This is a genomic window from Limosilactobacillus urinaemulieris (genome assembly GCF_932750685.1).
GTDB lineage: Bacteria > Bacillota > Bacilli > Lactobacillales > Lactobacillaceae > Limosilactobacillus > Limosilactobacillus urinaemulieris.
On the sequence record NZ_CAKOBX010000009.1, the window covers coordinates 1 to 26,785 of the forward strand.

At 39.9% G+C, this 26,785-nt stretch carries 25 protein-coding genes and 19 tRNA genes; 40 read left to right on the forward strand and 4 right to left on the reverse strand.

Annotated features, from left to right (window positions below; translation table 11 throughout):
• Positions 1–2: 2 nt before the first annotated feature.
• From MR181_RS06880 to MR181_RS06970, 19 genes are all read left to right on the forward strand, one after another.
• Positions 3–75: transfer RNA gene (locus tag MR181_RS06880), tRNA-Val, on the forward strand.
• Positions 76–92: 17 nt separating this feature from the next.
• Positions 93–165: transfer RNA gene (locus MR181_RS06885), tRNA-Lys, on the forward strand.
• A 42-nt stretch (positions 166–207) separates the two neighbouring features.
• A tRNA-Thr gene (locus MR181_RS06890) sits at positions 208–280 on the forward strand.
• A gap of 9 nt (positions 281–289) precedes the next feature.
• Positions 290–361: transfer RNA gene (locus MR181_RS06895), tRNA-Gly, on the forward strand.
• A 16-nt stretch (positions 362–377) separates the two neighbouring features.
• Positions 378–463 (forward strand) — tRNA-Leu (locus MR181_RS06900).
• Between the two features lie 8 nt (positions 464–471).
• Positions 472–545, forward strand: a tRNA-Arg gene (locus MR181_RS06905).
• Between the two features lie 6 nt (positions 546–551).
• Positions 552–625 (forward strand) — tRNA-Pro (locus tag MR181_RS06910).
• 31 nt (positions 626–656) lie between these two features.
• Positions 657–730 (forward strand) — tRNA-Met (locus MR181_RS06915).
• A 15-nt stretch (positions 731–745) separates the two neighbouring features.
• Positions 746–819, forward strand: a tRNA-Ile gene (locus tag MR181_RS06920).
• Between the two features lie 37 nt (positions 820–856).
• A tRNA-Ser gene (locus MR181_RS06925) sits at positions 857–944 on the forward strand.
• Positions 945–951: 7 nt separating this feature from the next.
• Positions 952–1,025 (forward strand) — tRNA-Met (locus tag MR181_RS06930).
• Positions 1,026–1,030: 5 nt separating this feature from the next.
• Positions 1,031–1,105, forward strand: a tRNA-Asp gene (locus MR181_RS06935).
• 5 nt (positions 1,106–1,110) lie between these two features.
• Positions 1,111–1,183: transfer RNA gene (locus tag MR181_RS06940), tRNA-Phe, on the forward strand.
• A 16-nt stretch (positions 1,184–1,199) separates the two neighbouring features.
• Positions 1,200–1,270, forward strand: a tRNA-Gly gene (locus MR181_RS06945).
• Between the two features lie 7 nt (positions 1,271–1,277).
• A tRNA-Ile gene (locus MR181_RS06950) sits at positions 1,278–1,352 on the forward strand.
• Between the two features lie 4 nt (positions 1,353–1,356).
• A tRNA-Ser gene (locus MR181_RS06955) sits at positions 1,357–1,444 on the forward strand.
• 7 nt (positions 1,445–1,451) lie between these two features.
• Positions 1,452–1,523 (forward strand) — tRNA-Glu (locus tag MR181_RS06960).
• Positions 1,524–1,535: 12 nt separating this feature from the next.
• Positions 1,536–1,609: transfer RNA gene (locus tag MR181_RS06965), tRNA-Met, on the forward strand.
• 5 nt (positions 1,610–1,614) lie between these two features.
• Positions 1,615–1,689: transfer RNA gene (locus MR181_RS06970), tRNA-Asp, on the forward strand.
• Between the two features lie 406 nt (positions 1,690–2,095).
• On the opposite strand, the gene MR181_RS06975 is transcribed toward MR181_RS06970, so the two are convergent.
• Positions 2,096–2,590 carry a hypothetical protein gene (locus tag MR181_RS06975; protein ID WP_242336451.1) on the reverse strand — a complete coding sequence of 165 codons (495 nt, stop codon included), beginning with the start codon at positions 2,588–2,590 and terminating at the stop codon, positions 2,096–2,098.
• 296 nt (positions 2,591–2,886) lie between these two features.
• Between MR181_RS06975 and spxA the strand changes: the two genes are divergently transcribed.
• From spxA to MR181_RS06995, 4 genes are all read left to right on the forward strand, one after another.
• Positions 2,887–3,288, forward strand: coding sequence for a transcriptional regulator SpxA (spxA, locus tag MR181_RS06980; protein ID WP_242336455.1), 402 nt, complete (start codon positions 2,887–2,889; stop codon positions 3,286–3,288).
• A 139-nt stretch (positions 3,289–3,427) separates the two neighbouring features.
• Positions 3,428–4,114 carry an adaptor protein MecA gene (locus MR181_RS06985; RefSeq protein ID WP_242336458.1) on the forward strand — a complete coding sequence of 229 codons (687 nt, stop codon included), beginning with the start codon at positions 3,428–3,430 and terminating at the stop codon, positions 4,112–4,114.
• A gap of 102 nt (positions 4,115–4,216) precedes the next feature.
• Positions 4,217–5,206 (forward strand): competence protein CoiA, encoded by a 990-nt coding sequence (locus tag MR181_RS06990; protein WP_242336462.1) that lies wholly within the window; start codon positions 4,217–4,219, stop codon positions 5,204–5,206.
• A 68-nt stretch (positions 5,207–5,274) separates the two neighbouring features.
• Positions 5,275–6,651, forward strand: a complete 1,377-nt coding sequence (locus MR181_RS06995) for a C69 family dipeptidase (protein ID WP_242336464.1) — start codon at positions 5,275–5,277, stop codon at positions 6,649–6,651.
• Positions 6,652–6,708: 57 nt separating this feature from the next.
• On the opposite strand, the gene MR181_RS07000 is transcribed toward MR181_RS06995, so the two are convergent.
• A complete protein-coding gene (locus tag MR181_RS07000; protein WP_242336467.1) occupies positions 6,709–7,344 on the reverse strand; it encodes a DsbA family protein in 636 nt (211 codons plus the stop codon).
• A gap of 166 nt (positions 7,345–7,510) precedes the next feature.
• On the opposite strand from MR181_RS07000, the gene yjbM reads away from it, so the two are divergent.
• From yjbM to MR181_RS07015, 3 genes are read left to right on the forward strand one after another with little or no spacing between them, the layout of a single operon-like run.
• Entirely contained in the window at positions 7,511–8,155 is a 645-nt protein-coding gene (yjbM, locus tag MR181_RS07005) for a GTP diphosphokinase (RefSeq protein WP_040531036.1), read from the forward strand.
• A 9-nt stretch (positions 8,156–8,164) separates the two neighbouring features.
• A complete protein-coding gene (locus MR181_RS07010; RefSeq protein ID WP_003716820.1) occupies positions 8,165–8,980 on the forward strand; it encodes an NAD kinase in 816 nt (271 codons plus the stop codon).
• On the forward strand, positions 8,980–9,864 hold the full coding sequence (locus MR181_RS07015; protein ID WP_242336470.1) for an RluA family pseudouridine synthase: 885 nt from the start codon (positions 8,980–8,982) through the stop codon (positions 9,862–9,864). Before MR181_RS07010 ends, MR181_RS07015 begins: the two co-directional genes overlap by 1 nt.
• Positions 9,865–9,932: 68 nt before the next feature.
• Here the strand turns inward: MR181_RS07015 and MR181_RS07020 are convergent, their stop codons facing one another.
• Positions 9,933–10,958 carry a lactonase family protein gene (locus tag MR181_RS07020; RefSeq protein WP_242336473.1) on the reverse strand — a complete coding sequence of 342 codons (1,026 nt, stop codon included), beginning with the start codon at positions 10,956–10,958 and terminating at the stop codon, positions 9,933–9,935.
• 103 nt (positions 10,959–11,061) lie between these two features.
• Between MR181_RS07020 and MR181_RS07025 the strand changes: the two genes are divergently transcribed.
• From MR181_RS07025 to MR181_RS07035, 3 genes are all read left to right on the forward strand, one after another.
• A complete protein-coding gene (locus MR181_RS07025) occupies positions 11,062–11,916 on the forward strand; it encodes a methyltransferase domain-containing protein (protein ID WP_242336476.1) in 855 nt (284 codons plus the stop codon).
• A gap of 169 nt (positions 11,917–12,085) precedes the next feature.
• Positions 12,086–12,595 (forward strand): tRNA (uridine(34)/cytosine(34)/5-carboxymethylaminomethyluridine(34)-2'-O)-methyltransferase TrmL, encoded by a 510-nt coding sequence (trmL, locus tag MR181_RS07030; protein WP_003716825.1) that lies wholly within the window; start codon positions 12,086–12,088, stop codon positions 12,593–12,595.
• 16 nt (positions 12,596–12,611) lie between these two features.
• Positions 12,612–14,915 carry an FtsK/SpoIIIE family DNA translocase gene (locus MR181_RS07035; RefSeq protein ID WP_242336479.1) on the forward strand — a complete coding sequence of 768 codons (2,304 nt, stop codon included), beginning with the start codon at positions 12,612–12,614 and terminating at the stop codon, positions 14,913–14,915.
• An 87-nt stretch (positions 14,916–15,002) separates the two neighbouring features.
• Here the strand turns inward: MR181_RS07035 and MR181_RS07040 are convergent, their stop codons facing one another.
• A complete protein-coding gene (locus MR181_RS07040) occupies positions 15,003–15,122 on the reverse strand; it encodes a DUF4044 domain-containing protein (RefSeq protein WP_102169019.1) in 120 nt (39 codons plus the stop codon).
• A gap of 131 nt (positions 15,123–15,253) precedes the next feature.
• Between MR181_RS07040 and MR181_RS07045 the strand changes: the two genes are divergently transcribed.
• The 11 genes from MR181_RS07045 (at position 15,254) to ftsZ (ending at position 26,775) form a co-directional block, all read left to right on the forward strand.
• Positions 15,254–15,610 (forward strand): DUF3397 family protein, encoded by a 357-nt coding sequence (locus MR181_RS07045; protein ID WP_242336482.1) that lies wholly within the window; start codon positions 15,254–15,256, stop codon positions 15,608–15,610.
• A gap of 163 nt (positions 15,611–15,773) precedes the next feature.
• Positions 15,774–16,202: a division/cell wall cluster transcriptional repressor MraZ gene (mraZ, locus tag MR181_RS07050; RefSeq protein ID WP_191911594.1), complete on the forward strand. Its 429-nt coding sequence runs from the start codon at positions 15,774–15,776 to the stop codon at positions 16,200–16,202.
• Positions 16,203–16,215: 13 nt separating this feature from the next.
• Positions 16,216–17,166 (forward strand): 16S rRNA (cytosine(1402)-N(4))-methyltransferase RsmH, encoded by a 951-nt coding sequence (gene rsmH / locus MR181_RS07055; protein WP_191911593.1) that lies wholly within the window; start codon positions 16,216–16,218, stop codon positions 17,164–17,166.
• Between the two features lie 25 nt (positions 17,167–17,191).
• Positions 17,192–17,563 carry a cell division protein FtsL gene (gene ftsL2 / locus MR181_RS07060; RefSeq protein ID WP_242336486.1) on the forward strand — a complete coding sequence of 124 codons (372 nt, stop codon included), beginning with the start codon at positions 17,192–17,194 and terminating at the stop codon, positions 17,561–17,563.
• Positions 17,563–19,716 carry a penicillin-binding protein gene (locus tag MR181_RS07065; protein ID WP_242336489.1) on the forward strand — a complete coding sequence of 718 codons (2,154 nt, stop codon included), beginning with the start codon at positions 17,563–17,565 and terminating at the stop codon, positions 19,714–19,716. Before ftsL2 ends, MR181_RS07065 begins: the two co-directional genes overlap by 1 nt.
• 14 nt (positions 19,717–19,730) lie before the next feature.
• Positions 19,731–20,705 (forward strand): phospho-N-acetylmuramoyl-pentapeptide-transferase, encoded by a 975-nt coding sequence (gene mraY / locus MR181_RS07070; RefSeq protein WP_242336492.1) that lies wholly within the window; start codon positions 19,731–19,733, stop codon positions 20,703–20,705.
• Between the two features lie 22 nt (positions 20,706–20,727).
• A complete protein-coding gene (murD, locus tag MR181_RS07075; RefSeq protein ID WP_242336495.1) occupies positions 20,728–22,104 on the forward strand; it encodes a UDP-N-acetylmuramoyl-L-alanine--D-glutamate ligase in 1,377 nt (458 codons plus the stop codon).
• Positions 22,104–23,204: an undecaprenyldiphospho-muramoylpentapeptide beta-N-acetylglucosaminyltransferase gene (gene murG, locus MR181_RS07080; RefSeq protein ID WP_242336498.1), complete on the forward strand. Its 1,101-nt coding sequence runs from the start codon at positions 22,104–22,106 to the stop codon at positions 23,202–23,204. Before murD ends, murG begins: the two co-directional genes overlap by 1 nt.
• Positions 23,205–23,215: 11 nt before the next feature.
• Complete coding sequence (locus MR181_RS07085) at positions 23,216–24,046, forward strand: cell division protein FtsQ/DivIB (RefSeq protein WP_242336501.1); 831 nt, start codon at positions 23,216–23,218, stop codon at positions 24,044–24,046.
• Between the two features lie 119 nt (positions 24,047–24,165).
• On the forward strand, positions 24,166–25,515 hold the full coding sequence (gene ftsA / locus MR181_RS07090; protein WP_191911586.1) for a cell division protein FtsA: 1,350 nt from the start codon (positions 24,166–24,168) through the stop codon (positions 25,513–25,515).
• Between the two features lie 21 nt (positions 25,516–25,536).
• Positions 25,537–26,775: a cell division protein FtsZ gene (gene ftsZ, locus MR181_RS07095; protein WP_191911585.1), complete on the forward strand. Its 1,239-nt coding sequence runs from the start codon at positions 25,537–25,539 to the stop codon at positions 26,773–26,775.
• Positions 26,776–26,785: the final 10 nt, after the last annotated feature.

The window sequence follows — 26,785 nt, forward strand, 5'->3', positions numbered from 1 at the left end:
ATGGAGGATTAGCTCAGTTGGGAGAGCATCTGCCTTACAAGCAGGAGGTCACAGGTTCGAGCCCTGTATCCTCCATTGAGCATTAAGCTCATGAGCCGTTAGCTCAGTTGGTAGAGCATCTGACTTTTAATCAGAGGGTCGGCGGTTCGAGACCGCCACGGCTCATTGCCAAATAGGTAACGGTTTGGTATAATAAAAAAAGTGTACGCCGACTTAGCTCAGTTGGCAGAGCATCTGTCTTGTAAACAGAGGGTCGGAGGTTCGAATCCTCTAGTCGGCACTTATATATGCGGAAGTAGTTCAGTGGTAGAACATCACCTTGCCATGGTGGGGGTCGCGGGTTCGAATCCCGTCTTCCGCTTTGTCAATTCTATAATGCCGGGGTGGCGGAATTGGCAGACGCACGGGACTTAAAATCCCGCGGTTAGTGATAACCGTACCGGTTCGATCCCGGTCCTCGGCACTTCTTATGCACCCATAGCGCAATTGGATAGAGTGTCTGACTACGAATCAGAAGGTTGAAGGTTCGACTCCTTCTGGGTGCATTTTTTCGGGAAATAGCTCAGCTTGGTAGAGCACCTGGTTTGGGACCAGGGGGTCGCAGGTTCGAATCCTGTTTTCCCGATTTGATTCTAATATTTAATCTATTAGGTTTTCGCGGTGTAGCTCAGCTGGCTAGAGCGTCCGGTTCATACCCGGGAGGTCGAGGGTTCGATTCCCCCCGCCGCGATTGACTGGCTGTTTTGGACCTTTAGCTCAGTTGGTTAGAGCAAGCGGCTCATAACCGCCCGGTCGTAGGTTCGAGTCCTACAAGGTCCATCAACTATCTGTGATGGATTGTTATTATTTACATTATGGAGGATTACCCAAGTGGCTGAAGGGGGCGGTCTTGAAAACCGCTAGGCCGTGAGAGCGACGCGAGGGTTCGAATCCCTCATCCTCCTTTATTATCGCGGGGTAGAGCAGCCTGGTAGCTCGTCGGGCTCATAACCCGGAGGTCGTTGGTTCAAATCCAGCCCCCGCAATTGTTGGTCCGTTGGTCTAGTTGGTTTAGGACGCATCCCTGTCACGGATGAGATCACGAGTTCGAGTCTCGTACGGACCGTTTTTGGCTCGGTAGCTCAGTTGGTAGAGCAACGGATTGAAGCTCCGTGTGTCGGCGGTTCGATTCCGTCCCGCGCCATTTAATTGAATATTATGCGGGTATAGTTCAGTGGTAAAACCACAGCCTTCCAAGCTGTTGTCGCGAGTTCGATTCTCGTTACCCGCTTTTATATGGGCCTATAGCTCAGCTGGTTTAGAGCGCACGCCTGATAAGCGTGAGGTCGATGGTTCAAGTCCATTTAGGCCCATTTTGGAGAAGTACTCAAGTGGCTGAAGAGGCGCCCCTGCTAAGGGTGTAGATCGCGAGAGCGGTGCGAGGGTTCGAATCCCTCCTTCTCCGTTATTTTGACCCGTTAGTCAAGTGGTTAAGACACCAGCCTTTCACGCTGGTATCGTGGGTTCAAATCCCGCACGGGTCATTTTTTTATTATCGCGGGGTAGAGCAGCCTGGTAGCTCGTCGGGCTCATAACCCGGAGGTCGTTGGTTCAAATCCAGCCCCCGCAATTGTTGGTCCGTTGGTCTAGTTGGTTTAGGACGCATCCCTGTCACGGATGAGATCACGAGTTCGAGTCTCGTACGGACCGCTATAGTAAGTCAAGTTTATTACTTGGCTTTTTTTATTTTGACTTATATTTAAGTAGTAGCGATCAGCAGTTTCAATTTTATATTATAAAGTTGCTCTAAAGGAATCACCTTAATAAGATGATTCCTTTTTAACTTACTTGAATTTGTTTTCCATAGATTAATTTACAGCAAAGGAGGACAGATTGACAAAGAAGTTATTTGATAGTTATGGTCACTCATATTTCAGTTAAGGTTAAAGTGTACCTCAATAAAATAATCGATATTGTGAAAAACGCAAAAGAATATTAACGCCCATTTGAGAAAACTAATAATGTTATTTAAGATACAAAAAATCACAAAATAATATCTAAGCTAAGGAGTAATTACCTAGTTATTATTTTGTGATTTATCAGTTATTTAATTCAATTACATTAATGGGCGATATACTTCATCATAGTATGTATTATTAGGATCGCGGGTAGTAAAGCTGGCTAACTGCTCGAAGTCTTCAGTTTCCTTCCAGGCCATTAAATCATCAAAATCATTTAATGCAGTAAGGAGAACTAATGTGGTGCTTTCATCTTTGTTGTTAACTTGGAGAAAAGCCTGCCCATTAATTAATGGGGATGGATCATCAACCATCTTACTAAGGGTGTTAAAGAGGACCTTTTGATGATCATTATCCACTTGGAATGATTGATAGTAAAGAATTCCTCGATAATTACTATTTAATCGTTCTCCTAACACTGTATATTCAACGGGAGACTTAAAAATGGTTGGTTCATTAGAAAAATCAAATAGTGCTAAATTATTGCTGTGAACTGAAGCCTGCATGAGCTTAAATTTTCTGTCTGGATACTTGTTAATAATATCTTGTAAGATTTGCCGTGATCCAAACGTTAAACTTAATTTTGATAACATGGCAGTTCCTCCTTTTAATTGTATAAATTTATTATAATACTTTATTTCTGTTAATTACCAATTATCGGTTAATTGACTACAAATCTAACTTCAATTTAGAACAAAGTTTTATTGAAAAAATATTTAATTAAGCGGTAAAAGGGGTTGAAATGTTACTGTCACATGTTATAATTTTACTTACAAAAAATAACTAAACTACGATACCACTTTTAATAATATAAAAAACATTGTATAATTAGAACCATAGTGGTGAGTTTATTATAAAGAATTAGCTCTAGAAGGAGGCTTCTTATTTAATGATTACACTTTACACGTCTCCAAGTTGTACTTCATGTCGCAAGGCAAAAGCATGGCTACAAGAAAATGGGATTCCTTTTAAAGAACGGAATATTTTTTCTGAACCGCTTAATATAGGTGAAATCAAGAACATTTTACGAATGACAGAGGATGGTACGGAAGATATTATTTCTAAGCGTTCTAAAGCTTATTCAAAGTTAAATGTCGATTTGAATGAGTTGCCGATGAAGCAATTGTATAAAATGATTAGCAAGAATCCAGGATTATTACGGCGACCAATTATTGTTGATGAGAAACGGCTTCAGGTTGGTTATAATGAAGATGAGATTCGTCGTTTTCTTCCTCGGCAGGTTCGGGAATTAGAATTAGCTGAAGCTGAACGAAAAGCTAATATGATTTAAAATTAGAGAATAAGGTATTAAATAGACGCAATGTATTGACTTGGACAAGTCTTATATTGCGTTTTTTCTTCCTTTACTTTTGTGATAAATTAGTTAGAATAGTAGTAATATAGGTGTCGAGTCGAAGGAGGTGCTTTTTATGGAAATGGAGCGCATTAATGAAAATACAATTCGTGTTTTAGTCGACTCGAATGATCTTGAGGAACGGGGAATAAAGATTCTTGATTTGTTAAGTGATCATAAACAGATCCAAGATTTCTTCTATAGTATTTTAAAGGAAGTCGATTCTACTCACCAATTTCAAGATAATGATTCAGTAACTTTCCAGGTAATGCCAACAGGGAATGGTCTAGAGCTTTTTATCAGTAAGAATGATCAAGTTAATGCGATGGGTGATGATCGAAATGACGCGATTACAGATTACCTTCGACAGAGTATTGCTCAGCGCCGGAAAGAAGAATCACCAACTAATGAGTCGGATGAGACACTGAAAGCTGATGATTACCCAATATCAACAAATGATTCAGACACGTTGACAAAGCTGGTTGTCGTTAGGTTTGATCAGTTTGAAGATCTGGTTCAATATGCAAAAGTTGCTGCGGACGATAATGTCGTTAGTGAACTATACAAGTACAATGATCAATATTATTTAACTTTGCAATACCTCATTACTGATGAGAATACGGATGAAGAGATAAAGAACCAGATTGCATTAGCATATGAATATGGAAACGCAACTAATCTGGCATCTGATTATTTAGCAGAGCATTCAAAAAAGCTAATGGAAATCTCTGCCTTACATTTAATTCAACATTATTTTAACTAAAGAGTCGTAAAAGAAGCATCCCGAGAATTACCTAAAATTCAGGGATGTTTTTTGATGCAATTAATAACTTTTGCCGTCTTGTATATAAGGGAGGCGGAAAAGTTGTTAGTAGCAAAGTTAAACGGTCAATTTATAAACGCGGCTGATGCTTGTCCGGAAAAAAACTATTGTTGTCCGGAGTGTGGGGATCACCTTATCCTTAAGCAAGGTCAGAGTAGGATTGCTCATTTTGCTCATCAGGTAAATAGTAGATGTGTTCTACGGGAAGGCGAAAGTTATGAACACCTCCTGGGGAAACAACAAATCTTTGAATGGGCACGAAAAAAGGGATGGCAAGCAGAACTTGAGGTTTATATTCCCCAGTTAGAACAACGGGCAGATGTTTTCCTTAGAGTAGGTGGGCAACGAATCGTAATTGAATTTCAATGTAGTCCATTACCTCTAACTGCTCTGCAAAAACGAACTCTTGGTTATCAAAGTATTGGGATAAAGTGTTATTGGTTTTTGGGTTCACCATATAAGCGGAAGTTAAATCAGCGGCAAACACAAAAGTTTGTCCAGTTAGTTAATCAGCAGTATACAATTATTTTTTGGGATACTAAGGCTAAAATACTCAGGTTAATTAAACTAGCCATTAAAGAACAACCACTTAGTTTAAAAGGAGTAACCCATGATTATCATATTCTTCATCGGCTTTCTTTACTCCAAGGAACTAATCCGTGTATTAAGGAATTTACCGGAGGATTGCCAGTTATCTGTCACCAAAAAATTATAGGAATTCAAGTTACTAACCATCCAGAAATATATTGGCGATGTTTGGTTGTAAAAAGATTAAATAATGTCCCGCTTTTTACTAGTTTTAGTTTGAAATCATGGCTCCATTTATTAAAAGAGGTAGATTTAACTGAATGGGTGAAATTTCCCTGTCTTTCTTCATCAAAGATCATTAATGATTACCTAAGAGTATTTACTAAACAATTACTAAAAAGTGGCAATATTATGATAAATGGGCAGACAGTTATTTTAATCAGACACCCAAGCTATCAAAGATCACTTATAAAGCAATACCAAGAAATTCAACGATTAATTTAATAAAATCATTAGTGGGGATTAATAAAGTATGAAATAATAGAAGAAAAAACAAATCGGGGATGACCTAGATGAAATATCACACTTGTACAACATTTCTTGCAGGGAAAAAGGCAACCATTGATGGCTCAACAATTGTTTGCCGCGTTGAAGACTATTCGAATAACTTTGATCCACAGCGATTTGTAGTAGTTACGCCGGAAAAGCAACCACGCCATTATGAAAGCAAAACAACAAAGTTTACGATTGATCTTCCGACTAACCCATTACGTTATACGGCTACTCCTGATGCGGACAGTAGTGCTGGAATTTTCGGGGCGAATGGGATTAATTCTGCTAATGTTTCAATGACGGCAACTGAAACAATTACTAGCAATCCACGAATCCTTAGTCTTGACCCGTATAATAATGAAGATGGGATTGGTGAAGAAGACTTCCTAACCCTCGTTTTGCCTTATGTTAGAACTGCTAAGCAGGCTGTCGAACGGGTTGGTCAACTCTTAGAAAAGTACGGAACCTATGAAGCAAATGGAATGGCATTTGGCGATCAAGAAGAGGTTTGGTATTTAGAAACAATCGGCGGCCATCATTGGGCTGCGGTTAGGATTCCTGACGATGCATATGTAATTGCACCAAACCGCTTGAACATTACCCACTTTGATTTTTCAGCAAATAATACATTATGTTCTACAGATTTAAAAGAATTAATAGATCGTAACCACCTCAATCCAGAACCAAATGATTATAATTTGCGCTTGATTTTTGGCAGTAGCACGGTCCGCGATACTCGCTACAATAATCCCCGAGCATGGTACGTTCAACGTTGCCTAAGCGGTGATCGGGGAAACCAACCGACAGATCAAATGCTGCCATTTATTAATTACCCACAACGTAAAATTACGATTCAAGAGATTAAAGAGCTAATGAGTTCTCATTATCAAGGTACTAATTATGATCCATACACTAATGAGAATGCACCATTTCGTTCAATTGCCTTAAACCGGAATCTTGAGCTTCATATTCTTCAAATTAGGAATAATGTTGATCCACAAATTAGTGGGGTTCAGTGGCTTGCCTTTGGTCCTAATACAATCAATGCAGTTGTTCCGTTTTATACAAATATTCAGGAAACACCACAACATTATTGTGATACGAAAACTACCTTTAATATTCAGGATATTTACTGGCTAAATCACACTATAATGGCGATTACCGATCAACATTACCAAAAGGTGGAGCCAATGATTGAAGATTTTTCAGAGCAAGTCATGACGCAGACGTTGGCATTACAGCACCAAGCGGATCGAGAATTCTTAACTAAAGATGATATCGCTGAATTTTTAAGTAAGGTTAACGGACAGATGGCAGAAGTATCCTACCAGGAATCAATGAAATTGCTCGGGAAACTCGTTAATTATGGGTTTATGAACGCTCGCTTAAAATACTAATAATAAAATGGCCCCCAAAGTTCTCGCTTGAACTTTGAGGGCCATTCCTTAGCTTTATTATTTTTGGACGGTTCTTGTTTGGGGATGTGATTGGTAATTTTTAACAAAGTTAGTTACCGATAGTTCGTCTTCTAACTGCTTATTTTGGTAGGCGGTAATAAGTGTATCGTAATCAAAGTTATTGAGTAAAAAACCATATTGTGATTGGTTCGAATCAAAAACGACCGCAGTTGCAGCTTCCTTAACTCCTAGACTTTTTGCGACCTGTTGCTCCTGACGAAAGGTTTTCTTTGCTAGAGACGAATCTCGATCTTCCATGAACATTTCTAGGTCAAGGTTAGATTGTAAAGCAACATTCTTTACCAGATCATTATTATAGTTAATATTTTCTCTGATTAAGGCGTTTTGAAGTAATAAAAGAAATTGCCGTCCCCGTTTTTTCCCCTGAAAAGAGGCCGCCATATAATCAAGAATTACTTGGTAGATCGTCTGAGAAACGTTTTGACGAACAGCTAAACTGTGCTGATTTAAATGGTAAGCTTCAATAGTTTGTTGAATGGTTGCCATATTAAAAAATGGAATAAAGCGATAATTAACTTTGGTGTTGAGTTGATGGTCGATTTTAAGAACATCGTGTTCGCACCGAAAGCAACGACTCCCTAGTGGATTGACAAATAAATAAATTTCTAGCATTAAATGCTCCCCCTCGTTTAACACTAATTTGACAAGTTTTCTAAACAAATTTATTTTTGCCAAAAAAGCTAAATTTGTAAAGAATTATGATTTATGAATCAGTTTTATGCTGTTTAAGGAATGATTGTGCTAGAATTAAATGCGAACTTTAATGGGAGGGTTTTATATGGTTGAAGATTGGCAACACTTTCTACTACCTTACCAACAAGCTGTTAATGAATTAAAAGTTAAATTAAGAGGTATCCGTAAACAATATCAGGATGAAACGCAGCATTCGCCGATCGAGTTTGTTACTGGGCGAGTAAAACCAGTTGATAGCATTAAAGAGAAAATGATCAGGCGGCACGTTCAGGAAGACCGACTTGAACAGGACATGCAGGATATTGCTGGATTACGGATTATGTGCCAGTTCGTTGAAGATATTTACCAAGTAGTTGATCTGCTTCGTCAACGGAGTGATATGACAATCCTTGAAGAGCGTGACTATATTAGTAATGCTAAACCGAGCGGGTATCGTTCCTACCATATTGTAATTGAGTATCCGGTTCAATTGATTTCCGGTGAGAAAAAGATTCTTGCTGAAATCCAGGTGCGGACACTAGCAATGAACTTTTGGGCAACAATTGAACACTCATTAAACTATAAGTATCAAGGTGAATTTCCGGAAGAATTATCTGCGCGGTTGCAACGAGCTGCAGAAGCTGCATTTAAACTTGATAATGAAATGTCAGAAATTCGCGAAGAAATCCAAGAAGCACAAACGATGTTCTCGAATCGAACACCAGGTGATCAGAACATTCCAGACAGATAAGGAGATTATATGCGAGTCGCAATTTATAACAATGAAACAGCAGAGTCACAACGAATCAGTAAGTTACTTAAGGCAGAAATGAGCAAAGCCGGGTTAGTGCTTGATCAAAATGCACCCAACGTGGTTATCACTATTGGTGGGGATGGAACCTTACTGTCAGCATTTCATCACTATGAAGCTTTACTAGATAAGATTCGGTTCGTTGGAATCCACACGGGCCACCTTGGCTTCTATACTGACTGGCGAAATTATGAGATGGATGATCTAGTTGAAAGTCTGGTTAATGATAGCGGCCAGTCTGTTTCGTACCCACTGCTTGATATGCATGCTATTTACTCTGACGGTTCGATTGATCACTATACAGCATTGAATGAATCAACTGTTCGAAATATTACGAAGACAATGGTTTGTGATGTTTTCATTAATAATGAACTTTTTGAAACATTTCGGGGTGACGGGCTGTGCATTTCCACACCAACAGGTTCGACTGCTTATAACAAGTCTGTTGGTGGTGCAATTATGGATCCCCAAATTGTGGGTTTTCAGCTAGCAGAAATGGCATCCTTAAATAATCGGGTATTTAGAACATTGGGCTCGCCAATTATTTTTGGTTCTGAGTCAAAGTTGATGCTCCGCTTAAAAGATCTTAATGGGCACGTGATGACTTGTGATCGGGATCAGGTTCGTTTAAAACCATCAGTTGGGGAACGTAAATTAGTAGAAATTACTTATCAGGTTGCTAAAAAGCGAATTAACTTTGCCCAATACCGTCACAATAACTTCTGGCACCGGGTTAAAGATTCGTTTATTGGTGGCGCAAAATAATGAAATTCGAATGGCAATATACAGGAAATCAGCCACGGAGGCTTCGCGCTGCCTTAAAGCATGAAGGGGTCAGTGCAAGTCTAATTAAGGTTGCAGTTTATCATGGAGGAAAAATGCAGATTAACGGTGAGGATCGGTGGACTGTTGATCTTGTTAATCCTGGTGATCATTTTTCACTGATCTTACCTCCTGAGAAGCCGAATGATAATGTTATTCCTAGTGATCTCCCTATTGATATTGTTTATGAGGATCGCGACTTTTTAATCCTTAATAAGCCTGCAGGAGTGGCAACAGTTCCGGCGCATCATGTTACGGTTGCTGATAGTTTAGTTAACCGGGTTCGGAATTATTATGAACGTCAAGGTTATGAGAATTTAGTAATTCACGTTGCTACACGGTTGGATAAGGACACAAGTGGCTTGGTAGTTTTCCCCAAGCATCGTTTTGCCCACGCGGTTATGGATCAGCAGTTAAAAAGACACCAAGTAAAGAAAAATTACTATGCAGTTGTTGGCGGGCAAATCAATACTCCTCATGGTTATATTGATGCACCAATTGATCGGGATCCCGAAAAATTCGTTTCGCGAACGGTAATTCCTACTGGAAAGCCATCAGTTACGGAATATTGGCTAGAAAAATCAACAGTTCAAATGTCGCTATTACGTATTCGTCTACATACCGGAAGAACCCACCAAATTCGCGTCCATTTTCAGTACTTAGGTCATCCATTGATTGGTGATGAAATGTATGGTGGTAAACAAATAATTTCTCGCCAAGCACTTCATTGTTACTGGATGAAATTTTATAGTCCCTTTAAGCAACAGTGGATAGAGGTTCAGGCTCCTGTACCGGAAGATATGCAGAATTTAATTGACTCAATTTAAACTAAAAATGACCATTACAGTTTAGATAATTAACAAACTGTAGTGGTCATTTTGGTTACTTAATAAATTTAGAAGCGTTGAACACAAACAGGTTCAGGACATGCTACGTCTTTTTGTAATAAGACCAGCTTTCCGGTATCTGGATCACGCTTGTAAAGGGTCAAGTTATCACTGTTTTGGTTAGAAGCTAATAAGAATGATTCATCAGAGCTAAGGTTGAAGTCACGAGGGAAATCACCTTCAGTTGAGATGGATTGGATGTGCTTAACCGTAAAGTCAGGTTGTACTTCGAAAACCGCAATGGTGTTTTCCCCACGGTTTGAAGTGTAAATAAACTTGCCATCCTTGGAAAGACGAATTGCGGCAGCTCCGTTATGAGCAGTCCAATCATCGGGAATTGTTTTAATGGTTTGAACATGGCTGAAAGTTCCATCAGTAGCATTATACTGAAGAACCTCAAGCTTACTGCTTAATTCACCGAGAAGGTAAGCATACTTACCATTAGGGTGGAATGCAATATGGCGTGAACCAAAGCCATCCTCTGACTTATAGCGGGAAACTGCAGTCAATTTCCCATCAGCAGAAACATCGTAAACAACGACCAAATCCATCCCTAAATCACAAACAACTAGACGTTGATCAGGGGTTAAATCTGCAAAGTGAACGTGAGGACTGTCCTGTTCAGGTTGTGGACCAGTAGCTCCTTGGTGAAGGACCGAGTCAGTTTGTGTTAGTGTTCCGTCATCATTAATCTTAAAGACATCAACTTTTGCAGTGTGGTAATTAGCACTGTAAAGTAAGTGGCGCTTTTCATCAAGACCAACATATGCAGGAGGAGCTCCAGCGGCCAAAACCTTACTTAGCATTTTGGCATTGTCATCTTTAAGGGAGTATGATGCAACACCGCCTTGATCATCAATTTGCTTAACTGCATAAACCCGCTTGTCTGAACCAACCTGTAAGTACGCTGGCTTTTGTGAAGGGATTGCTAATTCAACCTTGGTAATTTCTTCTTTTTGGGGATCTAAGGTTACCTTGTAGACACCCTTACTATCTTTCTTGGTATATGTACCGATTAAAAATTGTTCAGTCAATTAAACTGCCTCCTTTGAAAATGCTTACCTCTATGATAGCAATTCGTTAAGCTTAATACTAGCTATGGTACACTGTAAATAGTAAAAAAATAGGAGAAATCAAATGAAAAAGATCGAACGTGCTGAAAAATTAGTTCAGAATCACCTGAATACGTTTCGGTGTCCCATTTGTCACCAGGGTTATATCAAGCTAACCGGAAATACTTTAGTGTGTGCAGAGGGCCATACAATTGATTTTAATCGTCATGGTTATCTTCACTTTTTGAATACTCAGGGGACAACGGAATATGATCGGCTAATGTTCTTATCACGAAGAAGACTACTTGAAGCAGGACTATTTAAACCGATTATTGAAAAGGTTAATTCGCTACTGCCGACATCCCCACAGTCCATTTTGGATGTAGGAACGGGTGAAGGAACCCCATTAGCCCAGCTAGCTGCGTTTCGTCATCACCAAGATTTCTATGTTGGCTTTGATATTTCAAAACCGGGAATTACCTTAGCAACTCAGCTTGACATTGATGCTTTCTTTTGTGTAGCGGATTTACGGCAGTTACCCTTTGCTGATCAATCTTTCGATACAGTTTTGGAACTTTTTTCACCTTCAGATTACCGTGAATTTAACCGGGTTTTAAAAAAGAATGGTCGTTTAATGAAGGTAATTCCCAATGCCGATTATCTCTTGGAATTGCGTCATTTACTATATGGAAATCAGGATCAACATTATCATTATGACAATGGTAAAGTTTTGAAACTATTTAAGCAGCATTATCCAGATGCAAAACAGATTCCAATCTGTTATCAATTTAATCTTCCTCATGAGCTAGTTACTGATATGATTAAGATGACGCCAATGAGTTGGGGCAGGGATGTTCACCAGCCTACTGGGGATGAATTAGAAAACCTTACTTCAATTACTGTTGATGTTAGTTTATTGGTAGCCAAAAAAAGTAATTAAGGGTATTGCCAATTCGATTTAAAGGTGGTAAATTATCTTATGAGAAATCGTTTGGCAATTGACATCGAACAGATTCGTTGGTAATTGCCAAGGAGTACTTCATTAAAGCAGCGTTTCGCCGTGCCAACACCGAGACCCTGCTTTTTTTATTTGCCTAAGGAGAATTATAATGACAAACCATATTGTACTATTTGAACCATTATTTCCTGCTAATACTGGGAATATCGCCCGAACATGTGCAGGGACGAATACAGAATTACATTTAATTAAACCGCTTGGCTTTTCAACGGATGATAAACACATGAAACGTGCAGGATTAGATTATTGGGATAAGGTCAAGATTACCTACCACGATGATTTACGGGAATTTGTTTCGACTGTTCCTGACATTAGTAAGCTTTATCTTGTATCGAAGTTTGCGAGTCGTGATTATACTGATGTGGATTATACAGCTGACGGTGATCATTATTTCTTATTTGGTAAAGAAACAACTGGGCTACCTGAAGAATTTATGCGGCGGTACCCAGAAAATGCTATCCGAATTCCACAAAATGACAATAATATTCGGGCATTAAATCTCTCGAATAGTGCAGCCATTGTCATTTATGAAGCACTTCGTCAGCAAAGTTTTCCAAACCTCGCTCGGGTGCATAAATACCATTTTGATAAGTTAAAGTAAGTGGGGAAATTCTATTATGGCAAGGAAAAAACGATCGGGAACCGGTCGCCGTCGTTCAGCAAGCAAAAAGGGACAAGCAAAGATTGTAGCTAATTTAGTGGGGCTAGTTCTTGCGTTCTTAATGCTGATTGGGTTATTTAATCTGGGAGTTATTGGTCAGCTACTAGTCGGGATCTTTAGTGTCTTAGTGGGCAAATCTTACCCAGTAGTAATGATCCTTGCTCTTATTTCTGGAATATCACTAACCTTGTTTGGTCATCAGCCAAAGTATAATCAGCGGTGGATCTGGGGATTTATTGTTGCCTATTCTGGAGCTTTGATCTGGCTTCACTATTTAATGTTTAATCACTTAAATCTTCATGCTAATTTCCTTGCTGTTACCTGGAATAATTTGAGCAAGGTTTTCTTTCAAACCAGTAATTCAACGAACATTGGTGGTGGAATGATTGGGGCATTGCTTTATAGTGGAAGCAATTACTTAATTGGCCAGCAGGGAACAGCAATTTTAGCTTGGTTAATGATTATTGCTGGAATTGTGATCTTCTTTGCGATTCCCTGGGATCAGTTTTTAACTAGCTTTGGTCAGCAGTTAAAAAAGGTTCCAGCAGCTGTTCACCAGTTTAAACAACGGCTTCCTAAACGTCCTCATATAAGACGGACATCGGCGAAAAAGAACGTTAGCTTAGCTAAAAAGGCAAACTCTAAACCAGTTGTTAATGAATCAGCTCCAGCCAGCTCACCCCAGCAAATGAGTTCCTCTCAGGTTGAACCGCGAATCACCGTTGCTAATACGAGTAATGAAGAATCGACGGTTAAACCAACGGTGACTGAACAACAAGATTCTGCGAGTGATGATTTGCAATTAGCAACGACAACTGAAAAAGAAGACGCCGACTACCAATTACCGCCGCTTGACCTGTTAACTAAGATTCCCCAGACGGATCAGGGGGATGATTTACATGCAATTAAAAAGAATACCCAGAAGCTCCAAGATACCTTAAAATCGTTTGGTGTTGAGGCAACGGTTGAAAATGTTAATCTTGGCCCGTCGGTAACAAAATATGAGTTACGCCCGGCGGTTGGTGTTAAGGTTAGCCGAATCACTCACCTAGCTGATGACTTAGCATTAGCTCTTGCTGCTAAAGACATTCGAATTGAAGCACCAATCCCAGGAAAGTCGCTGATTGGGATTGAAGTCCCTAACCAACAAGTTGCAACTGTTGGCTTCCGGGACATGATTGAGTCAATGCCTCACGATGATCATCCGATGAATGTTCCCTTGGGGAGAACCGTTACGGGTGATGTAATGATGGCTGATTTAACCAAAATGCCGCACCTGTTAATTGCTGGTGCTACTGGTAGTGGGAAGTCAGTTGCAATTAATGACATCATTACGAGCATTTTATTAAAAGCTAAGCCACACCAGGTAAAGTTTTTAATGATTGATCCGAAAAAAGTAGAGTTGAGTGTTTATAATGGCATTCCTCATTTGCTTAGTCCGGTGGTTTCTGAGCCTAAGAAGGCTGCACGGGCGCTAGGTAAAGTGGTGGCTGAGATGGAACGCCGGTACGAACTATTTGCCAAGTTTGGTGTCCGTAATTTGAAAGGCTATAACCAGTTAGTTCGCGATAATAATGTCCAAGAAGAGGCAACGGAACAACCAGCGCTTCCGTTAATTCTGGTAATTGTTGATGAATTAGCCGACCTGATGATGACCGTTTCCCATGATGTTGAAGATGCAATTGTTCGAATCGCGCAAATGGGACGGGCTGCTGGTATTCATATGATTCTTGCTACTCAACGGCCTTCAGTTGATGTTATTACCGGGTTAATTAAAGCAAATGTGCCATCGCGGATTGCCTTTGCGGTTTCTAGTGGGATTGATTCACGGACAATAATTGATACTAACGGAGCGGAAAAATTACTCGGTAGGGGTGACATGCTTTTTGAGCCGATTGATCAAAATAAGCCGGTTCGGGTACAAGGAGCATTTATTTCTGATCAGGATGTTGAAGCGGTGGTGGACTTTATTAAAAAGGAACGGCCAGCGGAATATGATCAGAAGATGGTTGTTACCGATAATGAAATTGCCCAGGAAGAAAAGACCGAGGATGAAGACGAGCTTTTCCCTGAAGCGTTGAAGTTTGTTGTGGACCAACAAAAAGCTTCAACTTCGCTAATCCAACGAAGATTCCGAATTGGTTATAATCGGGCTGCTAGGATCATTGATGATATGGAGCAACGGGGATACATCGGGCCAGCTAATGGTTCTAAACCTCGGGAAGTTTTTAAGCAAAAAGACCAAGACGAGGATGAATAGGTGTAATCTTAATTTGAATAATAAAATAAGGAGTTCAGAAACCGGAAAAATCTCTGAACTCCTTATTTTATTATTTGCTTAATTTAACTACATTACGCCTAATGAAGCAATGGCACCGAAAATTAGTGAACCAAGCATTGCAATTAACATAAGCCAGATAGCAACCATCGTAATCTTTTGAAAACGTGTTTTCTTTTTGTGTTGCATCCTTTTACCGCCCTTCATAGATGAATTTATAATAGTAATAGTCTACATCATTTTGTAAGGTGATTTCAAACTTCTTAGTATGCTGTGATACACTATTATTAGAAATTAATCGGGAGTAGTCAGAACCAGTTATGGATTATCGAATCGCATTTCTTCAATTAATGTTACTTGTTGTTATTTGGTTTGTTGAGAATTTAATTGGCAAGGTCTTTCACTTTGCTCGTCGGCGTCGTCATGTTCATAGTCCGGTTGTTTGGACAATTATTTTATGGTTGCTAAGTGTGTATAATATTGCCAGTCTTTACTGGATTGCGTACCCGATTGCAATTTGGATGATTGCTGCACTCCTTTTAATTGTTGTTCAAACGGTTCACTATGGCGAATTTATTTACCGTCGTTATTGGCCGGTATTTTGGCGATTATCGGTAATCTTGGCAGCGATTTTCTTCGTCGGATCGTTGTTCTGTCAGAATTTACCATTAGTATAATATTAATAATGTTAATCACTAGTTAGTGAAGAGCTATTTTTAACAAGAAACGGCTTTTCACTAACTTTTTTATTATTAACTATAATTTTTGAAATGATATGGTGGAAAGTGGGGGATTGTGGTAGACTTTACCTATAAAGTGGTTGTGGGGAGGTAAAGGCCAATGTTTATGGGCGAATATACACATTCGATCGACAGCAAGGGCCGACTGATCATCCCTGCAAAATTTCGTGAACTATTAGGCACTCACTTTATTGTCACTCGTGGCTTAGATGGGTGCCTATTTGGTTACCCGCTTAACGAATGGGAACAACTTCAGGAAAAGCTGAAGGCATTACCGTTAACAAAACGTGATGCCCGGGCTTTCGTTCGTTTTCTTTACTCGGCTGCAACGGATTGCGAGTTTGATAAGCAAGGACGAATTAACTTACCGGATACTCTTTGTCAACATGCTAAGTTGCAAAAGAAGTGTGTTGTGGTAGGGGTTGCTAATCGGCTTGAAATTTGGAGTGCAGAAAAGTGGGAGCAGTTTACTGAATCTACTGAAGATGATTTTGACCAGATTGCTGAAGATCTAAATATCGATTTTTAATGGGGGATTTTTGATGACAGAGTTCAAACATGTGACAGTATTATTAAATGAAGCTGTTGCTGGTTTAAATATCCGCCCAGATGGAACCTATGTTGATGCTACTTTAGGTGGCGGGGGCCATAGTTCGGCAATCCTTAACCAGTTAACAACTGGTCACCTGTATTCGTTCGATCAGGATCAGACAGCAATCAAATATAACCAACAGCACTTGAAGAAGTTCATTAATGATGGTCGTTCAATCCTAATTGAGGATAATTTCCGTAATTTAAGAACGGCACTGTTGAAAAATGGTATTAAGAGCGTTGATGGAGTTGTCTATGATCTGGGAGTATCGTCACCACAATTTGACGATGCGCAACGGGGCTTTAGTTATAAACTGGATGCACCGTTAGACATGCGGATGAATCAACAGCAGGCGCTTTCTGCAATGAATGTTGTTAATGAATGGCCATATGAAAAGCTAGTCAAGATTCTTTACCGTTATGGCGAAGAACGGTTTGCTAAACAAATTGCACGCAAGATAGAACGACGTCGAGAGAATGAGCCAATCAAAACAACTTTTGAACTTGTTGAAGTGATAAAGGAAGCTATTCCGGCAGCTGCGCGTCGGCACGGCGGTCATCCAGCAAAAAAGACTTTTCAGGCAATTAGAATTGCGGTTAACGACGAATTGGGAGCGTTAGAAGATTCATTGGAACAAGCACTAGAATTGCTTAATGTTGGCGGTCGAATTAGTGTGATAACTTTTCAATCATTAGAAGACCGGTTAGTAAAAACAATGTTCCATGAACAGGTCTCATTAGCTGATGAATTACCACCAGGACTACCAGTAATTCCGCCAGAAATGCAACCTAAATTTAAATTAATTAATAAGAAGCCAATCCTCCCTAGTCAAGAAGAATTAGCTAATAATCACCGTGCTCATAGTGCTAAGTTACGGATAATTGAAAGAATAAAGAAGTAAGAATGTAAAAAGGAAAGTGATTGAGATGGTTTCAAATACTGCAAAAAGGATTTCGCGTGATCAGCCGAGGACAACTGATCCTGGTGTTCAAGCTCGCCAGCAATTGGGCCCTGCTGTTAAGACGGTTACCTGGTCAAACTTTGAACGCGGGTTAGTCGCTGTTTGTAGTATTGTAACCTTATGTTTAACAATTTCACTTCTATCAACTAAAAACACAATCAATACTCGTCAGCATCAATTACAAGACTTACAAACAAAGGTATATCAAGCAAAAAATGATAATGCTAGTCATCGGCAAGCAATTGCTGAAATGACGAGTCAGTCTCAACTGCGATCAGCTGCTAAGAAGTATGGATTAGTGGATCATAATTCAAACGTAAGGAACGTTAATAAATAATGAATAAGATGACTCAACGAACGAAAAATAACGGAAATAATGGCAACAGAGAAACTTTTGGTAAGTGGCTCTTCATAATAGTGGTTGCAATGTTTACGTTATTTATCGTTCGTTTTGCTTATATTGCAATTACAAAGGATGTTCAACACGTTAATCTGCGTTCTCAAGCTGAACAAATCTATACCCAGAGAAGAACCATTCTTGCGAAGCGGGGGAATATATATGATCAGCATGGTTCGGTTTTAGCAACAGATACCAGTAGGTACACCCTTTATGCTGTCTTAGATAAGAGTCAGCGTTCAGCGGATGGCAAACCGCTATACGTGAAAAATAAAAAACGGACAGCAAGGATCCTCGCTAAGTACATTAAAATGCCTGAATCAGAAATCCTTAAGACGCTCTCTAAAAAGGGGCAGTCTTATCAGGTTGAATTTGGAAGCGCTGGTGCTAACTTATCAGTTGCTAAGATGCAGCAGATTAAAGCAGAAAAGCTTCCCGGGATCGGTTTTATTGCAACACCGGCGCGGTCATATCCAGAGGGAGAATTTGCATCGCAGATAATTGGGATGGCCACACCTAAAATAACCAATAAGCAAACAGGACAAATGACATTAGTTGGTCAGGTCGGTCTTGAAAGCTATTTTAATAAAAAGTTAACCGGAAAGAATGGCCTTCGCCAAGATAAAAAGGATGTCTACGGCTATAGCTTAGCTAATAGTAACCGGGTAGTAAAAAAGGCGGTCAATGGGGATAATATTTATACAACCCTTGATGCTAAGGTTCAGCATATTATGGAAAACAAAATGACTCGGGTATTTAAGGAATCAAAAGCAGAGTCAATGACTGCGGTAGTTATGGATGCCAAGACCGGTAAAATCATTGCTGCATCTCAGCGACCAACACTTCGTTCAAAAAAAGATCCTGTTTGGCGGAATATGCTAGTTCAGGATGTGTACGAACCGGGATCAACAATGAAGACATTTGCCCTAAGTGCAGCAATTGATTCTGGGCACTTTGACCCGAACGCAACCTTTAATTCTGGAACCTGGCAGATTGGTGGGGGGAAGGTTACTGATTGGCAAACATCTGGGTGGGGAGTAATTTCGTATAAGGATGCTTTTGACTTATCAAGTAACGTTGGTTTCGCTCATGTCGAACAAAATATGGGGGCCAAGACTTGGAAGAAGTATTTAACCCGCTTTGGAATGTTTAATAAGGTAAATGTTGAAGGGATGAATAATGAAGTTAGCGGTTATAGCGCTTTTAAGGGGATCCTTCAACAAGCCAACACTGCATTTGGTCAAGGGATTACTGTAAATGTAATGCAAATGATGCAGGGCTTTAGTGCAATTGCTAATAATGGTAAGATGATGAAGCCGTACATTATTGATAAGGTAACTAATAATCAGGGAAAAACAATTCAAAAGGTAACTCCGAAGAAGGTTGGCCAACCAATCAAGGCTTCAACTTCTAAAAAAGTCGTTAAGATGATGGAGGGAGTTATTTATGACCAAAAAGGCCTTGGTCATGATTATCAAATTGATGGTTATAAAATTGCGGGGAAAACGGCAACCGCGCAAATTGGTGGTGCTGGAGGATATGGTAATAGTGATAGTAGTTACCTATACTCGTTCGTTGGAATTGCACCTGCCAATAATCCGCGCTATGTAATGTATGTCACGTTACGAAAACCGCATAATTTAAGTAAACCGGCAACTAAGATGATTGCGGAAGTCTTTAACCCAACAATGAAGTTTATTCTTAGTCGGCAAAAGAGTACTAAACAAAAGAATTCCGGAATTGTTAAGGTTCCAGATCTGATTAACCAATCACCACAGGCCGCAAGTGATCGGCTTAATAAAAAGCACCTTGTCCCGGTTGTTATTGGGTCAGGGCAATGTGTCAAGCATCAATCAATTGTTAGCGGTCAATCTTCCCTAATTAATCAACGAATTATTTTAGACACCGGGGGAGAATATAAGATGCCTGACATTAGTAATTGGAGTTCCGATGATGTTCAAAAGCTTACTCAAATGATGGGGATTAAGTTAAAGGAAAAGGGCTCTGGTTACGTTACAAAGCAGAGTATCAAAGCTAATGATAGTGTGAAGAAGTCATCAACACTGACTGTCGAGTATTCTTCTCGGCATTAATCTAGGAGGAAAATATGAATTTTATTAGTATTGTTGTAACCTTAGTTTGTTCGTTTTTAATTACTTTTCTATTAATGCCTTCGTTAATTCGCTATTTTCGAGCAAAAAAAGAAGGGCAGCAAATTCGAAAAGAAGGGCCAAAGTGGCATGCTAAGAAGGCCGGAACCCCTACAATGGGAGGACTCTTATTTATTATTTCTGCCGTAATTACCATTTTAGTTGTTGGTGGTTTCTTAGGAATGCTGACTAATACCATGTGGGCACTCCTCTTCATTCTTGTTGTTTATGGCTTGATCGGAATGTGGGATGATAGCATTAAGATCTTCCACCACCAAAATGAAGGATTTAAGGCATGGCAAAAAGCCTTATGTCAAGTAATTGCTGCAATGGTCTTTACGGTAATTTATCAGCATGAAGGATTCCAAATGGGCTTTGGAACTAGTCAAGTTGGCTGGTGGTACGGGCTCTTCATCATCTTTTGGATTGTTGGTTTCTCAAATGCTGTTAACTTAACTGACGGGTTAGATGGCTTAGTCAGTGGCTTATCCATTATTTCATTCCTTGCCTACTTAATTATTGCGTTGGTTAACATCAACCAACCAGGCTATGCCGAAATTGCTCTTTTCTGTTTAGCAATGATCGGGACGCTTTGTGGCTTCTTCCCGTACAACCATAAGCCTGCTAAAATTTTTATGGGTGACATGGGATCGCTAGCGATTGGTGCTTCTTTAGCTGCTGTTTCATTATTACTTCATCACGAATGGTCACTGTTGGTAATTGGGATCGTTTATGTTTGCGAAACTGCTAGTGTAATTATGCAGGTTGCCTCATTTAAACTTACCGGGAAGCGGATCTTTAAAATGACGCCAATCCACCACCATTTTGAACTTTGTGGCTGGAGTGAGTGGAAAATCGACATCGTCTTTTGGGGTGTTGGCTTAATTGCTTCAATTATTGCAGTGGCAAGTATTTTAATCTTTAATATTTAACTTTAACCAGGTGGCTAGAAAAATGAAAAAAGTAACAACATATAATAATAAAAAAGTTCTTGTAATGGGGTTCGGAATTAGCGGTCTTAACGCTGCTCACTTGTTAAAGAAACTGGGTGCAAACGTGGTTGCTAACGATCAAGCAACTCCTAAGGATCCGGCAGTAGTTGAAAACTTAAAAAATGAAGGGATTAAGGTAATTACTGGTTCTAACCCACTTAGTCTTGCGGAAGAAGATTTTGATGTTATTGTAAAGAACCCGGGAATTCCCTATGATAATCCATTAGTTGCTAAATTCGTTGAGAAAAAGACCCCGATTATTACTGAGGCAGAACTGGGATGGGAAGTCTTTGAAGGCCATCTTGTTAGTGTTACGGGAAGTAATGGGAAAACGACAACAACAACTTTGACGCAGTTAATGATTGCTAAGAGTAATGCTCACCGGGTAGAATATGCTGGTAACATTGGTGTCTCTTTCAGCAAAGTTGCGGCTGAATTAGGTCCGGAAGATACGTTGGTAACAGAACTTTCCAGCTTTCAATTGTTAGGGACACCAACAATTCGTCCTCATATTGCAATTATTACTAATATTTTTTCTAATCACCTTGATTACCATAAAACTCGAGAAAATTATATTAACGCTAAATTAAATATTACGCGAAATCAAACAAGTGCTGATTACCTCATAATGAACTGGGATCGTGATGAGTGGCAACAAATTGCTCGTCGTTCACAAGCAACAATTGTTCCTTTCTCACGTCAGAATAAGAGTCATGATGGCTCTTATGAAGAAGATGGGAAGATCTATTGGCGTGGTGAATACATTATGGATGCTAAAGACATTCGCCTCATCGGTCCACAGAATATTGAGAATGCCTTAGCCGCAATTGCTGCTGCTAAGTTGAGTGGTGTAATTAATCAGGATATTGTTGATGTCCTGACAAGCTTTAGCGGGGTTCGTCATCGGCTTCAGTACGTAACTGATTATCAAGGACGACGGTTCTACAATGATTCTAAATCAACTGACATCGAAGCAACCGAGGTCGCTCTTCAAGGATTTGAACAACCAGTAATCTTGCTTGCTGGTGGCCTTGATCGTGGATATACCTTTGAACGACTGGTACCGTATTTCAAAAAGCACGTTAAAGCAATAATTGTATTTGGTCAGTGTAAGGATAAGATGAAAGCCGCCGCTGAACAAGCTGGTATTTCAACCATTATTGAAAGTGAAAATGCCATTACTGCTGTTCCAGCCGCCTGGAAGGTTAGTGATCTAGGAGACGTCATTCTTCTTTCACCCGCTAATGCCAGTTGGGATCAGTTCCCAAGCTTTGAAGTTCGTGGTGATAAGTTTATTGAAGCGGTTGATAGCCTAATTAAGACAGAGGAGGGAAAATAATGCGGTTACTTGTTTCTGGAGGTGGTACTGGTGGACATATCTATCCAGCACTAGCCCTAATTGAACGCTTAAAGCAGGTCGAATCGGATACCGAGGTTCTTTACGTGGGAACCACTCGCGGTCTCGAAAATAAAATTGTTCCTGATGCAGGAATCAAACTTGAAACTATGCACATGCAAGGGTTCAAGCGGTCGCTTTCGCTTGAAAATTTTAAAACGGTTTATCTGTTTTTACGCTCTGTTCACCACGCAAAGAAAATTATTCGTGACTTTAAACCCGATGTTGTTTTGGGAACGGGGGGTTACGTTAGTGGTGCTGTACTATATGCTGCAGCTAAGCAACATATTCCAACCGTTATTCATGAACAAAATAGTGTTGTGGGAGTAACAAATAAGTTCTTAAGTCGGTATGTTGATCAGATTGCAATTGCTTTTGAAGCCGCTAGGAACCAATTCCCCGAAGAAAAAGTAACGATGACCGGTAACCCACGTGCTCAGCAGGTTGCTTCTCAGACTGCAAGTACTTTTTCCTGGCAAGAATATGGATTGAAGGACGATGTTCCAACATTAATGGTCTTCGGTGGTAGCCAGGGTGCGCCAAAGATTAATACAACAGTAGTTGAGGCAATTCCAGAACTTAGCAAGCGTCCATACCAAGTAATCTTTGCGACTGGTCAAAAACGCTATGATAATGTTAAAAAGCAACTTCAGGGAGTAAAGATTGGCAAGAATGTTAAGGTAGTTCCGTATATTAAGGATATGCCTGCTAAGATGCCTAAAGTAGCTGCCTTAGTTTCTCGTGCTGGAGCAACAACAATTGCGGAGGTAACTGCATTGGGAGTTCCAACAATCTTGATTCCTAGCCCATATGTAACTGCTAATCACCAGGTGAAGAATGCCCAATCACTAGTACGAAAGAACGCAGCGGTAATGATTACTGAGGATAAGTTAGATAGTAGGGCATTATTGCTTCAAGCAGATAAAATTATGGAAAATAAAGATCTTCGTGCCAAAATGGCTGATGCTTCCCGTAAGATTGGTCACCCACAAGCTGCTGATGAGTTAATTGAGGTACTTCATAAGGCGATGAATGAACATTAGTGGTGAGTAAAATGACGAGAGACAATTTTATTCCGGAGCACCGTCGTTACTCACAACGACTAGCACGTTTAGAGGAGCAGAATAATTCTGCGCAAGCAAGAGAACATCAACCAATAAGCAATAAGGTTGTTGGAATCAAGAAGCAGCGTCGGAACTCTAGTAAAAAAAGAATTAGTGTCTTGGCATGGATTTTCGGGATCATTTTGCTGATAATGATTTATATTATTTCTCCTTTAAGTAAAATTACTGATATTACGATAAGTGGAAATAATGAATTGTCGAATGAACGGGTCGAAAAAGCAACTACCATTTGGCGAGGCAGATTGATTTGGACAGCATTTCTAGCACAGCGCCATTTAGAGCGTGAAGCTAAAATAAGGGACCCGCAAATTAGGTCGTTAAGGATTAATCTTCGTGGCCCCCAGAGTGTTCATGTAGCAATTACGGAAAATCACTTGCTAGGTGAAGGTCGAATCGGTAAGCAGAAATATGCTGTTTTAACGAATGGTCAACTCCAATTAACAACAGCACAAAATACTAATATTGACTTTAAAGGATTTGAAAAAGATCGTGAGCAGTTGAAAATTCTGGGACAACAACTTGGAAAATTAAAGCCGGTTATCTATCACGGGATTTCTTCAATAGAGTACCAACCGACTAAGGAGTCTCCCCACCAAATTATTTTGTATATGAAGGATGGCAATACGGTTAAAGCCAATTTAACGAATGTTGGGGATAAGCTAAAATATTATCCATCAATCCTCACTAAAATGAAGGGACAAGGGGTTGTCGATTTGCGAGTTGGAGCATATTCTTATGACTATGGTTCAAAAGATAAATGAATTTATTAAAAAAACTTGCGAAGATCTTTTTTTACAAGTGATTAACTATGGTAAAATCTAAATTAGACTAATAAATTAAAATATTATTTTAGTGTAAAAAATTTAGGAGGTTCCTCTCAATGGATAATTCTGAGGTTTATGTTGGGTTAGATATTGGAACCACCTCGATAAAAGCATTAGTATGTGAAAATGTTAAGGGGCAAATTAAGGTCATTGGTGTCGGTGTTGAGCCAGCGGCAGGTATGAGTCGTGGTGTAATAGTTGATATTGATAAGACTGCTCGTGCAATTTCAAATGCGATTGCTCAGGCTGAGGAGAAGTCCAATATAGACATTAATCAAGTTATTGTTGGCTTGCCAGCAAATTATTTACAGATGCAACGGGTTCACGGGATGATTACTATTGCCAATAATGGTCAATCACGTGAAATTGTTGATCAAGATGTCTTGAATTTAGCACGAGAAGCGTTAACACAAAGTATCCCGCCTGAAAGAACGGTAATTGATCTAGTGCCAACAGAGTTCACAGTTGATGGCTTTGATGGGATTAAAGATCCCCGTGGAATGGTTGGAGTTCGTCTCGAAATGAAGGGAACTCTCTATACTGGACCAAAAACGATTATCCATAATGCCAAAAAAGCGATCCAAAAGGCTGGTTACACCGTTCGTGATTTTGTTGTTGCACCAATTGCAACAGGATTTAACCTGCTTAATGATGGTGAGCAAGACTTTGGGACAATCGTAATTGACCTTGGTGGTGGTCAAACAACAACGAGTATTATCCATGATCACCAATTAAAGTACAGTTACGTTGATCCAGAAGGTGGACAGTATATCACTAAGGATATTTCAACCGTTTTAAACACTTCACTAAAAAATGCTGAGCAATTAAAGCGTGATCATGGCTTTGCGGATAGTACCCAAGCAGATGATGATGTGCAGATTGATGTTGACGTTGTTGGTCAAGATAAGCCGGTTCAATATAGTGAACGCTACCTTTCAGAGGTTATTGAAGCTCGGATTCGGCAAATCTTTAACCGGGTTGCACGTCAATTGGAACGAATTAACGCCCCTGAGTTACCAGGTGGAGTGATTTTAATTGGTGGTGTTGCTGCCCTACCAGGTATTAGATCACTAGCTAAGCAATACTTTTCGGGTAACGTAAAAGTCTTTGTCCCTGAACAGATGGGAATTCGTCACCCACGCTTTGCTATTAGTTACGCACTTGGCCTTTATGAAGATCGGCTGTCTGGGATTGATCAATTAATTAAGCAAGTCGTTCAAGAAGCTGATTTTGGCAAGACAACGGCAGAAAATAGTAATGATCATCATCAACCCCAAAGTGAGAGTGCTGTTAATAGTAATAGCAGACCAATTCAAAAGCGGGCTGATCGAGAACAAAATACGAAAAAGAAAGATGGCTCGTTTAGTAACAAGTTCAAGAGCCTCTTTAACAACTTATTTGATTAATAAACTAACGGAGGGTGTCGAATGGATAACGAGAATTCAATGGAAAATCAATTTGCTGGAGCTAAGATTAAGGTTATTGGTGTCGGTGGCGGTGGTGGTAACGCTGTCAACCGAATGATTACTGAAAAGGTTCAGGGTGTTGACTTTATCGTTGCTAATACCGATCTGCAAGCACTAAACGCTTCACAAGCACAGACAAAGATCCAATTAGGACCAAAGTTAACTAAGGGACTTGGTGCTGGTTCTAATCCTGAAGTAGGGGATAAAGCTGCTGAGGAAAGTGAAGAACAAATTCAAAAGGCACTTGAAGGTTCAGATATGGTGTTTATCACTGCCGGAATGGGTGGTGGTACCGGAACTGGTGCTGCTCCAGTAGTTGCTAAAATTGCCAAAGATAGCGGTGCATTAACCGTTGGTGTTGTTACCCGACCATTCTCTTTTGAAGGACCGCGACGGGATAAGTTTGCCACTGAGGGATTAGCAAAATTAAAGGCTAACGTGGATACCTTGATTATTGTTGCTAATAACCGCTTGCTTGAAATGATTGATAAGAAGACGCCAATGATGGAAGCCTTCAAGGAAGCAGATAATGTCCTTCGTCAGGGTGTTCAAGGGATCTCTGACTTAATTGTTACTCCTGGATACATCAACTTAGACTTTGCTGATATTAAGACATTAATGTCTAATCAAGGTTCTGCCTTAATGGGTGTTGGTAGCGCAACGGGAGAAAACCGTGCTACTGAAGCTACCAAGAAGGCGATCTCCTCACCACTTCTTGAAGTGTCAATTTCTGGTGCGCAACATGTCCTAATGGATATCACTGGGGGTAAGGATCTTTCAATGTTTGAAGCTCAAGAAGCATCTGATGTAATTAAGCAGGCTGCTGGCACAAATGTTGATATTTCATTCGGGATGTCACTGAATGAATCCCTTGGCGATGAAGTACGGGTAACTGTAATCGCTACAGGAATTGATGCAAAGAAGAGTAAGAAGGCTCACTCAGCTCAACACGTCGCTCCAGTAAGTGAAGAACCTAAGAGTGATGATAACAAGCCTAGTCAGGAAAGTGCATCAGATGATCCTTTTGATGGCTGGAATGATCCAACTGCGGGAATCAATGATTCAAATGAACAAACGGATAATGAATTTTCACACGTAAAGAAGCCAGAATTTAATGTCTTTAATGATGATTCTGCCGCAACTGACGATGACGATGATAACTTGTCAACACCACCATTCTTTAAGAATCGTCGTCAATAATGAATAGGTA